A 16,201-nucleotide genomic window follows, 5' to 3' on the forward strand; every position below is an offset into this window, starting at 1 on the left:
TCTTTATTTTATCTTTACGCCCATTAAACAGAACCTAAGATTTAACTGTTACTATGAAGTTCATCGTTTCATCATCAGCATTACTGAAGCAACTCTCCGGAATTAACGGGGTGATCACCTCAAGTCCGGTAGTACCTATATTAGAAAACTTTTTATTTGAAGTAAGTGAAGGTAAATTGACTGTAACTGCGTCAGACCTTCAAACCAGCATGATCACTGAGATCGATGTTGAATCAAAAGAAAGCGGAAGCATTGCGGTTCCGGCAAGAATATTACTCGATACTTTAAAAAACTTACCTGAACAGCCGGTAACTTTTTCGATTGATGAAGATACTTATGCTGTGGAGATCAGTTCTGATAACGGGAAGTATAAATTATCCGGAGAGAACGCAACAGATTTCCCTAAGGTACCAACAGTTAATGATGGCTATTCATTTAATGTTAGTACAGACATCTTCTCAAAGGCAGTAAACAATACGATCTTTGCAACCAGCAATGACGAATTGAGGCCTGCAATGACTGGTGTATATATGAAGCTGACTGATACCAATGCTACATTTGTAGCAACTGATGGTCACAGGCTGGTTCGATACAGAAGGGTAGATGTCGCTGAGGATATTGATCATCCAATTATAATTCCACGAAAGGCACTTAATTTGTTGAAAGCAACTTTACCTTCAGACAATACGAATGTAAATGTTGAATACAATGCAACAAATGCATTCTTTAAATTCAACAATATTCAAATGATTTGTCGTCTTATCGATGAACGTTTCCCTGATTATGAGAACGTTATTCCAATGGATAATGACAATGAGATGTCAATCGATAAAGGTGAATTTTTAAGTTCGCTAAGAAGGATTAGCATTTATGCCAACAAAACTACACACCAGGTCAGGCTTAAAATTACTGGAAGTGAACTTCAGATATCCGCTGAAGATTTGGATTTCAGTAATGAAGCTAATGAAAGACTGAGTTGTGAACACGATGGGGACGATCTGGAAATTGGTTTCAACGCAAAATTTCTAATCGAAATGTTAAATAATGTTGATTCTAAGGAAATTTTGATGAAGTTTTCAGCTCCTAACAGGGCTGGATTAATTTTCCCTAAAAACGGGGATGAAAATGAAGATATTCTAATGCTGGTTATGCCTGTAATGCTTAGCAATTACAACTAAAATAACCCGTTTATAAAAAATATAAAGTCCTCTCGATCTGAGAGGACTTTTTTATTAACCATAATGATAATTTAATCGTTTGTTAACAGGAAGGGTTTTATTTTTTTAGTCTGCTAGGCTAATTTTACTTTTTTTATAAGGATTTAATCATGATTAAAAATAAGATTTACTTCGCTTTTGCAATAACGCTGATTACATTAGTCAATTTTTCATGTGATAACAACTTGAAAAATGATGAAAGTAATGAACAAACAACTATTAAAGCAAAGATAGAGAGCGAGAATAATTTTAATGAAAGTCAGGTGTATATCTCAAAAGATATATATAATACTGACATAGAATTAAAACATGAATTTGATAATGCCGGGGTTAAGAATATCATTCTTTTAATCGGTGATGGTATGGGGCCTGCTCAGGTTTATTCTGGTAAAACTGCCAACAAAGGGAATTTATTTTTAGATCACTTTCAGGTAGTTGGAAAGTCTAAAACGAATTCTTCAGACAGCTATATTACAGATTCAGCAGCGGGAGCTACTGCATTTAGCACAGGAGAAAAAACATATAATGGAGCGATTGGGGTTGATCCTGATGGTAAACCTTTAAAAACTATTCTGGAAATTGCTGAGGATAATGGTTTATCTACCGGTTTAATCGCTACCAGTACAATCACTCACGCAACACCGGCATCATTTATAGCTCACCAACCTGAGCGAAGCATGCATGAAGAAATTGCATCAGATTTTTTGAAAACAGATATAGATATCTTTTTAGGAGGAGGAAAAAAATATTTCACAGAAAGAAAAGATAATAAAAACCTTCTTGAAGAACTTAAAGGTAATGGATACAGTCTATTATCGAAAACTGAAGAATTACAATCTGATCTAAACGGTAAAGTAGCCGGTTTATTCGCTGATGATGCAATGGATAAATATCCTGCGAGAGGAGAATTTCTTCCAACAGCTACCGAAAAAGCTCTTTCACTACTTTCTCAAAATGAAAAAGGATTTTTTCTGATGGTCGAAGGATCACAGATTGATTGGGGAGGTCATGATAATGATCTTGCATATGTCATTAACGAGTTTAATGATTTTGATCGCACAGTTGGAGTAGCCTTAAAGTTTGCTAGCGAAAATGAAGGTACGCTGGTTATCGTTACTGCAGATCATGAAACTGGTGGATTAACACTTGTCAGTGGAGATTTGACTGAAGGAAAAGTAGAAGCTAAATTTTCGACAGATTATCATACTGGGATTCCTGTACAAGTGTATGCCTATGGTCCGCAGCAGTCATTGTTCTTAGGATCTTATGAAAATACAGCAATTTTTAGTAAAATGAAGGAAGCATTTGGGTTTTAACCGGCTTCTATATGTCAAAACTATTCTTTTCAACTACTATTAGATCACGGTCTCTTGGAGTTGCTCTTTTAATTTATCGTGTTGCTATAGGTGGCATGTTATTAGGTCATGGGATCCCTAAATTATTAGAATTTGAATCCTTAAGTCAGTCTTTTCCCGATCCTCTGGGATTAGGCTCTGTATTAAGTTTGATACTTGTAATCGTTGCCGAAGTTGTTTGTGCAATATTAATAATTACCGGATTGCTTACGAGATTTGCTGTGATTCCTGTTCTAATAACGATGTTGATTGCCGTTTTTATTATTCATGGTGAGGATGGTTTTTCAGCTCAGGAAGCAGCTCTTCACTATCTCCTCGCAAGTGTATTTTTAATGATCGTCGGTCCAGGTAAATTTTCATTTGATTCCTGGGTTTCAAAAAAGAGAAAATCAAAATTCTTTAAATAAAAAAAAGCCCGTAATCATTTGATCACGGGCTTTATAATCTTTTCAATTTTTTTATTGACCTAACACTTCTGCATCAACGAAGAAATTAGAATATACAGTTATTTCATGATCCTCACTAAGGATTTGATCTGTTGTAACATCCGTTTTTAATGAATAAGTACCTGCTTTAATGTATTCTGATAAGTCTACATCTTGAGTTTCAAGACTGAATTGCTTCACCCCGGCAGGAACATTAGTTTCAGTTGCAATCAATTTTTCCGGAAGACCGTCAGCAGATATATAAATGCTGATTTCATTTAAGAAATCAAAATCACCAGTCTCCGGAGTTGTAAGGGTTAATGTTAATTCAACCAGCTTACATGACTCAATCATATCTACTCTTGAATCATTATTCTCAAATTCTTGTGATCCACTAGACTGCATTTCTGGTGTGGTAATATCACCTATCAGACCTACACTGGTTTGACCTGGAATAGTAAATGAAGTCTCTTCATCATAATAAAACTGTGTAAGGCTATCAATTGCTTCACAACTGCTTAATAAAAATGCAAATACTGTAAGACTTAAAAATGTTAATTTTCTCATAAAAAGTTTATTTAATCTTCAATACATAAAGATGCGGCTCCTAATATCCCTGCATTATTCCCCAAAGAAGCTTTTTTGATATTTAAATCTTCCGTATAGTATTCTGGAAGATGTTGATTCAAAACTTTTCTCAACTCGGGTTCAACGATCTTTAATCCGGCAGACAATCCTCCACCGACATATATATCGTTAATATCTAAAAGTCGTAGAGTGGTAACCAGTGCTTTTCCTAAAAGTTCTCCTACTTTTTGAAAAACTTTGATTCCTACAATATCACCTTCTAATCCTGCAAGTGCGACATCCTTGGGGCGAAAAGATTTGAGATCATTAATTTCACTTTCCGGGTGCTCCTGAAGGATATTCAGCGTCATCCTCATGATTCCTTTTTTTCCAATATGAGACTCAAGAACCTTGCCATCTTCTGATAAAATATGACCAAGTTCAAGCGCATTGCCTTTCCCCCCGTTAAAAATTTTCTTTTTAAAAATCAATCCTGATCCAACACCGGTACCAAGGGTAATAAACAAGAATGTTTCCGGCATCTTTCCTGAGCCGAAATTGTATTCCCCTAAAGCAGCTGCATTAGCATCATTTTCAAGTTTGAATTTCTTATCAGAAAAAGCATTTTGAAGCTCTTTATAAAATTTTCTTCCTCCGAGGTTAGGGATATTTGGCAGATTGAGAATTTTCTTTCTGTCTTCAGAGAGCATGCCTGGCAATCCAATACCTATTTTGTCTATTTCAGGATATCGTTTGATTTCACTACCCATTACTTCAATAAAATGATTGATAAAGGTGGTGTCATCGGGTCGGTCTTTAGTGGTGCTATATTTTATTTTCTCAATTATTTTACCTTTTTCACTAACGACACCAATTTTTATGTTGGTTCCTCCTACATCTACACCAAAATATTTTTTCATGAGTATTTGTGGTTTATTTTTCTAAAAATAGTCAATCACTTATTATTCTAAAAATAGTAGTTATTTGGATGATGCATAACCAGGTGGCATACCTTTATGTTTTTTTAATAAAGTTGAAATAGCACCTGTTTTCAGGCTGTTTGCCATAAAATGAAAAACAGATTTAGTTTTTACCCTGTCAAATTTTATTTCTCCGTAATGAAAATGTTTGTTTCCCAATTGATTATCAGAATCCAGAAGTGTATTTGCCAAAAAGGATTCGACTGGTTTTACTTTTGAGGTTTTATGTTTATGAAAAAGTTCCACTTTGAGGTTAGTGTAGGGCATTAACAACCAGCCATTAGATCTGTAATTGTTTCCTGTAAACGAAAATGTTAATGGCTCCAGATTTCCCGCTATTTTCATATGTGTTATTGGGGTCACAAAAGAATTTAAGGCCGACATTTTCATCCTGGAAAGTTTACCTTTTACATTAAATGATTGATCAGAGCTATTATAGTTTCCTGTGATATTAATTAGGAGGTCAGTTCCATTCATAAATTCACTTCTGGCATTTATTGTATAATCACTATTCAACGAGATTTTATCAGCAAGATTGGTTAGGTTGAAAACTTCGACATTTAGAGAGGTTATATTGAGTTTTAAAAGGTCTGCATCTACGTTGATTTGCTTTTCGGAGTACTTCACTGAAGAATTTTTAAGAATCAGCTTAGGAATGAAAAATTTGACTGGTGTTGATTTTATCATTCCTGCAAAGAGAGGTTTTATTGGTTGTTTAGGGAGTGGCAGATTTTTATTTCTGAATAATTCCAGGCCGGCAGAATCAACGAGCATGGAATCTAATTTAATGTATGCATCCAGCGAATCGATTACCGGGTTAAACAGCGTAATTGATTTTACTTTAACAGTTGGGATATCAGTCTGAATCCCTTTTTTCACCGATGTTTCATGAACAGGATAATTTGGAGAATATTTTATTCCATAAATTGTTAGTTGTTTATCCTTATAATCCATTTTCTGGATTGTATAATCAAACAGACTATCCACATCGTGATATTTGATGTTTTTTATAGAAATGATCGCATTTTTTAAATCAAAAGGTTTATCTCTATGGACCATTGCACTATCCGTACTTAAGTCAGTGATTCTGATATTAACCGGTTCTGCACTGAGTTGGAGGTTAGAATTATCATGTGAATAATAAAACTTATAACTACAATCCTTTAATTCCAGTCCATTTATTAGAATTCCTGAAGATATAATTTTCCAGATCTGATTTTGACTACCTTGATGGGTTACATCAGAAGAATCAGAAGAATCGATTTGTTTTCTATATAGAGAAACATCAAGATTATCTACCAGAAGTAAATCAGCGTCAAATTTATTATTCAATAGTAATTCAGGTATTGAAACTCCCGATAATAAGAATTGCTGGGCTGTTGCTTCTATATAATTTTTCGAGGTGTCTTTTATTAAATCATCCTGGGGTGAAATTTTTACGTCAGTCAATCGGACACTTTCTGAGAAAATTGAAAGATCAACATCTCTGACTTCGAATTTATGACCTGATTCTGCATTATTGATTGCATTTAAGACCTTTCTTTCACTAATAAACTTGAGAGAAATTAAACCGATCAATAAAATGGTTGAGATTATAATTATCCAAAGCCATTTTCCCTTTAAAATAGATGGTGCCATCTATTTAAATTACACGATTACTTTATAAAATGCATCATTTATGCTCGGAAATGTAAACTGAACGTTGTCTCTTTACCTACTTCCGAATGCGTTTTTATATCACCACCATGTAATTGCATAATTTGTCTTGCCAGTGCAAGCCCGATACCTGAGCCTTCTTTTTTAGTGGTATAAAATGGAATGAATATCCTTTCCAGTTTAGACTGATCTATTCCGGGTCCATTATCAGTTACAGCAATACATCCCAGCCCTTGTCCATTATTAAATGCTCTGATAGATATATTTCTTTCGTTTTGTTCCAGTAAGGCTTCTCTGGCGTTTTTAAGCAGATTGATCAAAACCATTTCGATAAGCTCTTCATCGGCATTGATTATCATTTCATCAGGTTTTATGTCACAGAATAGTTCAATATTGTCTTTTTGAAAATCTTCTTTTAATAACTGTAAAATTGATTGAAGTAAAATCTTAACATTAACTGGTCTGATATTAGTTTCGGGTATATTACTGTATTCCCTGTAAGCATTAACAAATCTCAGCAGACCCCGGCTCCGATTTTCAATGGTTTTTAACCCATCACAAAGGTCTTGATAGGATTCTTCTTCGATTTTGAAATCACCACTTTCCATTTTGCTGGCATCTTCTACAATAATTTCGTTGAGAGAACTGATTAGTGTAGAAATAGGAGTAATACTGTTCATGATTTCATGGCGTAAAACTTTAGTTAGATTTTGCCATGCATCCAATTCATGTTTTCTAAGTTCATTCTGAATATTTTGAATGGCTACTAAAGTCCAGTTCTGGCCTTCCATTTTTAGTCCGGTTGTATTAATTGATAGCTGAGTTTCCGGGTCAGTTTTCAGCAGGTAATTTTGTCCGGGACCAAGTTTCTTAAATGTTTCATATAACTTACTGTTTACCACTTCCAGATCTTCTATGTTTTTCATTTGGCCAATTCCGAGAAGTTTTTTTGCAGAGTTATTAATTATCCCTATTCGTCCATTTGAATTATATGAAATGATTCCGGTTTGAATATGCTGTAGAACGGTGTAAAGCACGAGGTTTTGAGTCTCAGCTTCTGACCTTATTTTTTTAAATGCATTTAAAACCTCATTAAAAGCAGTATTCATGGTTTTAAAAGTCTTTCCTTTATTATTTTGAGTACTGAAAGTCGAGTTGAAATCAGCATATCTAATTGATTCCAGGAACCGGGTAACTTTGATATTTATATCATTACAATAATATACCAGACTGCCCATAGTAATCAAAGTAAATACCACCCAGATAAAAAACAATAATGAAAAGCCATTATTAATAAATGTGATACTGGCAAGGAATGTAAAAGCAGTAATTATTATTACTCTTAAAATTACTCCGTATATAAAGTTTTTAAAGACCATATTTTTCTAACCTCCTATACAATGATGATCGGGTCAGCCCAAGTTCCTGGGCTGCCTGAGTAACATTTCCATTAAATTTTTTAAGCGCTTTTCTTATGAGGATCTTTTCGACTTCCTCGATATTAAGCTGGTCCAGATTTTCTTCATTAAAGCTTTTGGAGTGGGGAGCTCCCAGATTGCTAAAAATGTCCTCTGGTTGAATAATTTTATTGTTTGTCATAATTATAGCACGTTCAATAGCATGTTGTAATTCCCTGATATTGCCTGGCCATTGGTACTTCTGCATTCTCGATATAGCTGCTTCACTGGCTTTAACTATATCTTTGTTGTATTTCTTAGCATAATGCTGAATGAAATGATCAGTTAATAATGGGATGTCTTCAATTCTATCTCTCAGGGCTGGCAGTTGAACTTCTATAGTGTTTATACGATATAAAAGATCTTGTCTGAACCCACCACTATTAACCATCTCATTTAAAGGCATATTAGTCGCTGAGATCAGTCGAATATCTACTTCTACCTCTTTATTACTCCCCACCCGGGTAACCCTTCGGTTTTGAAGAACAGTAAGTAATTTGGCTTGATGTGAAGGTGAGATATTTCCTATTTCATCAAGGAATAACGTACCCTTATTAGCCATTTCAAATCGTCCTGCCCGGTCTGCTTTTGCATCAGTAAAAGATCCTTTAACATGACCAAAAAGCTCACTTTCAAATAATGTGTCAGTAACTGCTCCCAGATCCACAGAAACAAAAGCTTCATCATTTCGATGAGATGACCGATGAATAGCCCGTGCGACCAATTCTTTTCCAGTTCCGTTTTCGCCAGTAATTAAAACATTAGCATCTGTAGCAGCAACCCGTTCTATTGTTTCAAAAACCCGTTGCATAGCAGGGCTTTGACCAATTATTTCAGAAAATTTCTTGTCTAGATCGGCATATAACTGTTGTTTTTCTCCTTTTAAGGCGTCAACCTCAAGCTTGCTTTGCCTTAGTTTAAGAGCGGAATATAACGTTCCTAATAGTTTTTCATTTTCCCAGGGCTTTAAAACAAAGTCTGTTGCTCCTTCTTTTATGGCACGTACTGCGAGATCAACATCTCCGTACGCAGTAATTAATACCACAACAGCTGCCGAATCAATCTCCAGTATTTTATTTAACCAATGAAAACCTTCTGAACCACTACTTACATCCTTTGTGAAATTCATATCGAGCAGAATGACATCATAATGTTCATTATTAAGTAGGTTTGGAATATTCTCCGGCTTAGATTCTGTATCTACTCTTAAAAAGTGCCGCTTCAAAAAAATTCTGGCAGCCCTGAGAAGATCTTCATTGTCATCGACTATTAAAATAGTGCCTTGTTTTATTTCGCTCATATTTTATCAAATATTCTGTTTGGATAAAGGCTAAAACCATACCATAATGAAAAAGTGCTCTTTTTTAATTGACGTAAAATGTCCGAAACTAATCAATTGATGGATTATGGCTATTATTTTCCCTCTCAAATTATTTTTAAGTTTGATTTCTAAGATAATCAATTTCTCTTTAAGGGTGTCCGTCAGCGGACGGTTTTGTTCGGCTGGATACACCAAGTCTTAAAAAAGTGCCTGAAATAGCTCTTTTAGACTATATTTTGTTCTGGCACGACTTTTTCAATATTGTATTTGAAAATAATTTTTTATGGATCGAAAAATTGAAACCAAACGTTGGACATGGAAAAAAATCAGTGGAGTTGTAATCGCTTCAGTAATTGTCATTTTTTTAGCGTTTCAGCTGATATTTGGTGATAACAGAAGTTCTTTGAATGTTGAATCTGAAAGAATAACCACTGCAACTGTCAAACAGGGAGCTTTTCAGGAATTTATTCCTGTTAATGGGAATGTGGCACCCGGGGAAGTGTATTTTCTGGATGCGATAGAAGGAGGAATAATACAGGAAGTAATAAGAGAATCCGGAGCAAACGTGGATGAAGGAGATACAGTATTAACGCTGACTAATTCTAAGCTTCAGCTCGATGTGATGCAAAGAGAAACTCAATTATATGAGCAGATCAATAATTTGCGTCAGACCAGGTTGCTATTAGATCAGAATGACTTGAGCCAACGAGCACAGCTTGCTGAAATAGATTATCAATTAAATATTTTAAAACCGCAATTCGAACGTAATAAAAAGCTTTACAAAGAAAAGCTGATTAGTGAACAGGAGTTTGAACAAATAGATGAGCAATTAAAATACAATCAAAACCGCAGAGCATTGACTTATCGTTCTTATCGCAATGATTCGATAGCACGAGCGATTCAGATGAATCAGTTATATCAATCAGAAAAAAGAATGTTAAGGAGTCTGGAAGCTGTGGGACAGATTCTTGATAATCTGATTATCACTGCGCCGGAATCCGGTCAGCTGTCAGCACCACAATTAGAGGTAGGACAGTCAGTAAATGCAGGTCAGCGACTTGGACAGATTGATGTAATGGATGATTACAAAGTGAGAGTGGGTATCGATGAGCTCTATTTACCAAGAGTAGATATTGGCCAAAAGGGCACGTTTAATTTTGCAGGGAAACAATATACATTAGAAATAAATAAGATCTATCCGAATATTTCAGATGGGCGATTCCAGGTAGATATGGTTTTTGCTGGCGAAGTACCTGAAGGAATAAGAAGAGGGCAGACTTTAAGAATAAGACTAGAATTAGGTAATCTGGAACAAGCCATATTGCTACCGACAGGAGGATTCTTTAATGATACCGGAGGCCGTTGGATATATGTGCTTAATAGCGATAATACAAAAGCCTATAAAAAGGATATATCTATCGGAAGAAGAAATCCGGATTATTACGAAGTATTAAGTGGCCTTCAGCCAGGTGACAGAGTGGTAATCTCAGGCTATGACAATTTTGGTGACAACGATGTATTGAACTTAAAATAACTAACATAATGGAGAACATTTTAAAAACTGTTGATCTTAAAAAATTATATCGAACTGAGGAGGTTGAAACAACAGCCCTCAATGGAATAAATATTGAGATCAAAAAAGGTGAATTCGTAGCAATTATGGGGCCTTCAGGTTGCGGTAAATCTACTCTTCTAAATATACTTGGATTATTAGACAACCCAAGTTCAGGTGAATATCACTTTATCGATACTGAGGTATCAAACCACAGCGAAAGACAAAGGGCAAAGCTGCGAAAAGGGAATATAGGTTTTGTTTTTCAGAGCTTTAACCTGATCGATGAACTGACTGTATTTGAGAACGTTGAGCTACCACTATTGTATTTGAAAGTTCCTTCCAGTGAAAGAAAACAAAAAGTAGAGGAGGTACTTCAACGAATGAATATAATGCATAGGAGAAACCACTTTCCACAGCAATTATCAGGAGGTCAGCAACAGCGTGTAGCAATAGCCAGGGCAATTGTTGCCAGACCATCAGTGATATTAGCCGATGAGCCAACAGGTAATCTGGATAGTGCTAACGGTGAGGAGGTAATGCGCTTGCTTGAACAACTAAATGGAGAAGGTACTACTATTGTAATGGTTACACACTCTCCTCATGATGCGAATTATGCCCACAGGATCATTAATCTGTTTGATGGCCAGGTGGTAACTGAAAATATCAAAGAACAATTTCATGTTTAAGTAATCAGGATTCACCTATTGACCAACCTTAAATCTCACCATCATGTTTAAGAATTATTTCAAAATTGCTTTCAGGAATCTCTGGAACACAAAATTTTATTCGACAATAAATATTCTTGGTCTTGCTATCGGAATAGCTTGCTGCATTCTTATTGTTCTCTTTATTCTCGATGAAGTAAGCTACGATAAGCATTTTAAAGATTCTGACAGAATATACAGGGTGACAAGTGAGATTAATTTTGGTGGCAATCATAATCATTATACAACCGGACCGGCTCCCCTGGGTCTGGCACTTCTTGAGGATTACCCGTATGTAGAAAGTTATGGCAGGTTCAGAACCTGGGGTGATTTCCTGATGAAAGTGAAGGAAGGGGATCAGAATAAAAAAGAAAATAATGTCATTTATGCTGATTCGTCGTTATTTACTGTTTTTTCAATTCCATTTTTGCATGGAGATCCCGCAAAGGTTTTAAAAGAACCTAATACCCTGGTAATTTCAGAATCAATCGCTTTGAAATACTTTGGAGAAACTGATGTGGTGGGTAAAACTCTCATTGTGGATGACGATACAAAATTCAGAGTTGATGGGGTGATCAAAGACTTACCTTCCAATACTCATTTTAATTTTGATGTATATTTTTCAATGCTTAACAGGGAGGATAGTAAAAATGACGTTTGGTTAAGCAATAATTTTCAAACTTATTTTAAGCTAAAAGAAGGGGTTGATCCCGAAGAGTTTGAAGCGAGAATCAGAGAAGATTTTTTAACTAAATACATCGGTCCTCAAATCACAAATTTATTAGGCACTACTTATGATGCTCTGGAAGAGGAGGGTAGTTTTGTTAAATATCATGTGCAACCGATAGAAGATATTCATTTGCACTCTCAATTAAATAATGAATTATCTGCAAATGGGGATATAAAATATATATACATCTTTATTACTGTGGCAGGTATAATACTATTAATTGCCTGTATAAACTTTATTAACTTATCTACTTCACGTTCATTAAAGCGCTCAAAAGAAGTAGGGATCAGAAAGACATTAGGGTCGAGAAAGAAACAGCTGGTTTTTCAATTTTTGACAGAGAGCCTTCTTATATCATTCTTTTCCTTATTACTTGCTGTTTTGATTGTTGAACTGGTAGTTCCCTTATTTAATAACACATTTGATAAACAGATTACAACTGATTACTTCACACAACCTCAGCTATTATTGGTTTTAATTTTCATTTTAATTATTACTGGATTAGCAGCAGGAAGTTATCCGGCATTAATGCTTTCTTCTTACAAACCGGTGGAGGTACTAAAGGGAGGTAAAACTGTAGGCAAAGGATCTTTTTCATTGAGAAATATTCTTGTAGTAGGGCAGTTTGCAATTTCTATTATACTTATTATAGGAACCCTGGTAATCACTGGTCAACTCAATTATATACAAAATAAAAATCTGGGCTATGAAAAAGATCGGGTTATAATTGTTAATGACGTATGGAATTTAGGTGATCAATCCCTTGTTTTTAAAGAAAAAGTCAGGAATTTGGCTTCCGTAACAAACACTTCTTTAACAAGTTTCCTGCCAGTTGAAGGATATAGTAGAAGTGATAATATGTATTGGAGAAATGGTACCAATCCATCTCCGGAATCATCAGTTAGTATGCAAAGCTGGGGTGCAGATGGAGATTATTTCAATACTCTTGGGATGGAATTTATAGATGGCCAGCCATTTGATTCTGATTCTCAGGCCGATTCTGCTACAGTAGTACTAAATGAGGCGGCAATAAATCAATTTGGATTCAAAGGTGACCCTGTAGGCCAATACATTCATACTTTTGGTTTTGATGATGTTACAGGACAAATAGATAGAGAAAAAATCCTGGCCTACCGCGTGATCGGGGTTGTTAAGAACTTTCATTTTAATTCTCTTAAGGAAAGCATCACACCACTTGGAGTTTTCAATCGTAATAACAGGGGTGTTTTATTGATAAAGCTGAAATCTGAAGATTATAAAAAGCAATTGGCTGGCATTGAGAATATCTGGAATTCAATTAATCCGGATCAACCTTTCCTATACAATTTTCTTGATAGTGATTTTGAATCAATGTATGTCGCAGAACAGCGAGTTAAAAAGTTAATGCTGGTTTTTTCCGGATTAGCAATATTGGTTGCCTGCCTGGGGCTTTTCGGTTTATCAGCTTTTACCGCAGAAAAGCGATTTAAAGAAATTGGTGTCAGAAAAGTAATGGGAGCAGAGACCAACCAGGTGGTATTTATGCTACTGGGGGATTTATGAAACTGGTATTTATTGCTTATCTGATTGGTGTGCCCATCGCATGGTTTGCTATGAATGAATGGCTACAAGACTTTGCCTATAAGACTGATATTAATGCAACCTATATTCTAGGAGCTCTCGTACCTGCATTTCTGATTGCTCTGGTAACAGTTTCATATCAGTCTGTAAAAGCAGCGCTCAGCGATCCTGTTAAGGCTTTAAGAACCGAATAAAAATCTAACCGATAACCGAATATGTGGATCAATTATTTCAAAATAGCAATTAGAAATTTACTTGCTAAAAAGCAGTATACGCTTATTAATCTGGTGGGATTGTCTGTTGGATTAGGGGTTTCGATGGTTATACTCTTTTTTATAGTTCAAGAGCATAGCTTTGATAAATTTAACTCTAAATATGATCGAATTGCGAAGGTGATGATGCACGAAGTGGTGGATGATGAAGAAAATTATTCTACTTCAACACCTCCTGTATTAATGCCTACGATAAAAGAAGAATTTCCACAAGTAATCGCTTCTACCCGATTTATCAATACATTAAATATGACCAGGGTGGCAGGAGGGAAGAGCATTAACCAACTTACTCACCTTGTTAGTTCTGATTTTTTCAGGATTTTTGATTTTGAGTTTATTGCCGGGACACCGGAAAATGCTTTATCCTCATATTCAAATGTGATTTTAACCGAATCTACTGCCAGGAAGTATTTTGGTTCAATTGATGTGATTGGTCGGCCGATGGAAATTCAGGTAGGTCCTGAATACGAAGAATACCTTGTTGCTGGAGTAGTAAAAGATCCCGATTCAAATTCGAGCATTCAATTTGAGGTCTTGCTTCACGATGAACAATTCAAGCAGGTTTTTGGTCAAGGCGGGTTACAAGGATGGTTTAATGTATTTGGTGAAACTTTCATACTACTTGAGAAAGGGGTAGAATTTGAAAAATTGGAAAGTATTCTACCTAAGATGGTAAAAAAGGCTTTAGGTGAAGATTATGTGGAAGGAACATATTGGTTTACCTTATTACCATTACCGGATATTCATGTAAATGGTGTTGATCCACCCGGAATGTCAATAACAACTGATCCACAGTTGCTTAGAATACTTGGGGGAATTGCAATACTGGTTTTAGTAATCGCCTGTATCAATTTTACTACTATGGCTATTGGCCGTTCAATTACCAGGTCTAAGGAAGTAGGGGTTAGAAAGACAATGGGAGCAAGATATAACCAGTTGTTCATCCAATTTATGGTTGAGGCTTTTCTTATAACATTTTTTTCTGCCATAATAGGTATTGTAATTGCACAATTAATACTTCCGGTATTTAATGATCTATTTGATAAGAATGTAGTCCTCCTTTTTGAGCCGAAATACATTCTCATTTTGCTCGGATTGATATTGATGATCACTTTTGCAGCGGGAGTATATCCGGCAATCTTTCTGTCTTCTCTGAAACCTGTAAGAGTTTTAAAGTCACATCTGACATTGAGTTTTGGAAAGCAAAATCTTCGTAAAGGATTGCTGGCTTTTCAGTTTTTCATATCAATATTTCTGATCACCTGTACTTTAATTATGTACAGACAAATTGAAGAAATAAGAAACTTTGACCTGGGGTTTGATAAAGATGCAATAATTCAAGTTCAGGTTTCTCCCAAACCTTCACCAGATCTTGGTCCATATGTCGTAAATGGGTTTAAAAAAACGATTCCATTTCTCAATCAGCTTAACAATAACAGTTTTATTGAGAATACTGCAATCACATTGGCAACATATGGAAATAATACGTGGTGGATGGGAGGATTTCCTTTAAAAGATGGCTCTTTATTCAAGTTTAGAATGAACATTGTAAGTCCTCAATATGCAGAAACCCTAGGATTGGAGTTTTTAGATGGTAGAAATTTTACAAATAGTCCATCTGATAGCTCAGCGATGATTATTAATGAAAAAATGGCTGAGTTATTGGGTATGAAGAGTCCGATAAACAAACAATTACCAAGTGCTGAGAAATTTGATCCGCATAAAATAATAGGTGTGGTTAAAAATTTTCATCATGCTTCACTTTATGATGATATCGAACCGATAGTACTTGTACAAGATCCGGAATTAATATTTTCAGGATTGCGTCATCTTAATATCCCTGGTGGACTTACTCCCACAGTTATTGCAAAGATCAATTCAAATGACGTCGGAGAGAATATTAATAAGATTGAAGAGATATATTCTTCAATATATCCCGGAGATCCTTTTGAATTCAGGTTTCTAGATGAAACAGTTCAAAGGCAGTATGAAGAAGATGAGAAGTTAAGCAAAATGGTAACTGCGGGTGCTCTAATTTCAATAATCATAGCTGCAATGGGTCTCTATGCCCTGGTTTCCCTGGCGATCAATAGTCGAACAAAAGAAATTGGCATTCGGAAAGTTATGGGGGCAGATACATTATCCTTATCCGGGATGTTTAATATGGAGTTTATCAAGGTAACAATTGTCGGAATAATCATTGCCCTTCCAGTGAGCTTGTTATTTATGCAGAAATGGCTGAGTTCATTTGTTTACCAGGAAGTTAACTGGGTGTGGATAATGGCTATTGCAATACTGATCGGCCTGGTTTTTACACTTACCATAGTGACAGTCAATACGCTAAAAGCAGTTTGGGTTAATCCGGTTGAAACATTAAAAGACGAATAACTATGAATAACTAC

The 16,201-nt window shown here is 35.5% G+C and carries 13 protein-coding genes; 8 read left to right on the forward strand and 5 right to left on the reverse strand.

The features are described 5' to 3' along the window. The first annotated feature begins 53 nt into the window (after positions 1–53). The 3 genes from dnaN (at position 54) to DCC35_RS07310 (ending at position 2,979) form a co-directional block, all read left to right on the forward strand. Positions 54–1,178, forward strand: a complete 1,125-nt coding sequence (gene dnaN / locus DCC35_RS07300) for a DNA polymerase III subunit beta (protein ID WP_137090161.1) — start codon at positions 54–56, stop codon at positions 1,176–1,178. Positions 1,179–1,327: 149 nt separating this feature from the next. Beyond that, a complete protein-coding gene (locus tag DCC35_RS07305) occupies positions 1,328–2,533 on the forward strand; it encodes an alkaline phosphatase (RefSeq protein ID WP_137090162.1) in 1,206 nt (401 codons plus the stop codon). A gap of 11 nt (positions 2,534–2,544) precedes the next feature. Beyond that, the gene (locus tag DCC35_RS07310; protein WP_137090163.1) at positions 2,545–2,979 is read left to right on the forward strand and encodes a DoxX family protein; all 435 of its coding nucleotides are present in this window, start codon (positions 2,545–2,547) and stop codon (positions 2,977–2,979) included. Positions 2,980–3,030: 51 nt separating this feature from the next. Here the strand turns inward: DCC35_RS07310 and DCC35_RS07315 are convergent, their stop codons facing one another. From DCC35_RS07315 to DCC35_RS07335, 5 genes are read right to left on the reverse strand one after another with little or no spacing between them, the layout of a single operon-like run. Beyond that, positions 3,031–3,564 carry a hypothetical protein gene (locus DCC35_RS07315; protein WP_137090164.1) on the reverse strand — a complete coding sequence of 178 codons (534 nt, stop codon included), beginning with the start codon at positions 3,562–3,564 and terminating at the stop codon, positions 3,031–3,033. Positions 3,565–3,575: 11 nt separating this feature from the next. Further along, positions 3,576–4,484, reverse strand: coding sequence for an ROK family protein (locus tag DCC35_RS07320; protein WP_137090165.1), 909 nt, complete (start codon positions 4,482–4,484; stop codon positions 3,576–3,578). Positions 4,485–4,544: 60 nt separating this feature from the next. Then, the gene (locus DCC35_RS07325; RefSeq protein ID WP_137090166.1) at positions 4,545–6,182 is read right to left on the reverse strand and encodes an AsmA family protein; all 1,638 of its coding nucleotides are present in this window, start codon (positions 6,180–6,182) and stop codon (positions 4,545–4,547) included. A 38-nt stretch (positions 6,183–6,220) separates the two neighbouring features. Then, a complete protein-coding gene (locus DCC35_RS07330) occupies positions 6,221–7,579 on the reverse strand; it encodes a sensor histidine kinase (protein ID WP_137090167.1) in 1,359 nt (452 codons plus the stop codon). Continuing rightward, positions 7,569–8,957 (reverse strand): sigma-54-dependent transcriptional regulator, encoded by a 1,389-nt coding sequence (locus DCC35_RS07335; protein ID WP_137090168.1) that lies wholly within the window; start codon positions 8,955–8,957, stop codon positions 7,569–7,571. The genes DCC35_RS07330 and DCC35_RS07335 overlap by 11 nt, the downstream gene beginning before the upstream one ends. Before the next feature lie 304 nt (positions 8,958–9,261). Between DCC35_RS07335 and DCC35_RS07340 the strand changes: the two genes are divergently transcribed. From DCC35_RS07340 to DCC35_RS07360, 5 genes are read left to right on the forward strand one after another with little or no spacing between them, the layout of a single operon-like run. Continuing rightward, positions 9,262–10,512 carry an efflux RND transporter periplasmic adaptor subunit gene (locus DCC35_RS07340; protein ID WP_137090169.1) on the forward strand — a complete coding sequence of 417 codons (1,251 nt, stop codon included), beginning with the start codon at positions 9,262–9,264 and terminating at the stop codon, positions 10,510–10,512. Positions 10,513–10,520: 8 nt separating this feature from the next. Beyond that, a complete protein-coding gene (locus DCC35_RS07345; protein ID WP_137090170.1) occupies positions 10,521–11,219 on the forward strand; it encodes an ABC transporter ATP-binding protein in 699 nt (232 codons plus the stop codon). A 43-nt stretch (positions 11,220–11,262) separates the two neighbouring features. After that, positions 11,263–13,509, forward strand: a complete 2,247-nt coding sequence (locus DCC35_RS07350; RefSeq protein ID WP_137090171.1) for an ABC transporter permease — start codon at positions 11,263–11,265, stop codon at positions 13,507–13,509. Beyond that, positions 13,506–13,721, forward strand: a complete 216-nt coding sequence (locus DCC35_RS07355) for an ABC transporter permease (protein ID WP_137090172.1) — start codon at positions 13,506–13,508, stop codon at positions 13,719–13,721. Before DCC35_RS07350 ends, DCC35_RS07355 begins: the two co-directional genes overlap by 4 nt. Before the next feature lie 21 nt (positions 13,722–13,742). Then, on the forward strand, positions 13,743–16,187 hold the full coding sequence (locus DCC35_RS07360) for an FtsX-like permease family protein (RefSeq protein WP_137090173.1): 2,445 nt from the start codon (positions 13,743–13,745) through the stop codon (positions 16,185–16,187). Positions 16,188–16,201 lie beyond the last annotated feature (14 nt).

Source organism: Mangrovivirga cuniculi, assembly GCF_005166025.1.
GTDB lineage: Bacteria > Bacteroidota > Bacteroidia > Cytophagales > Cyclobacteriaceae > Mangrovivirga > Mangrovivirga cuniculi.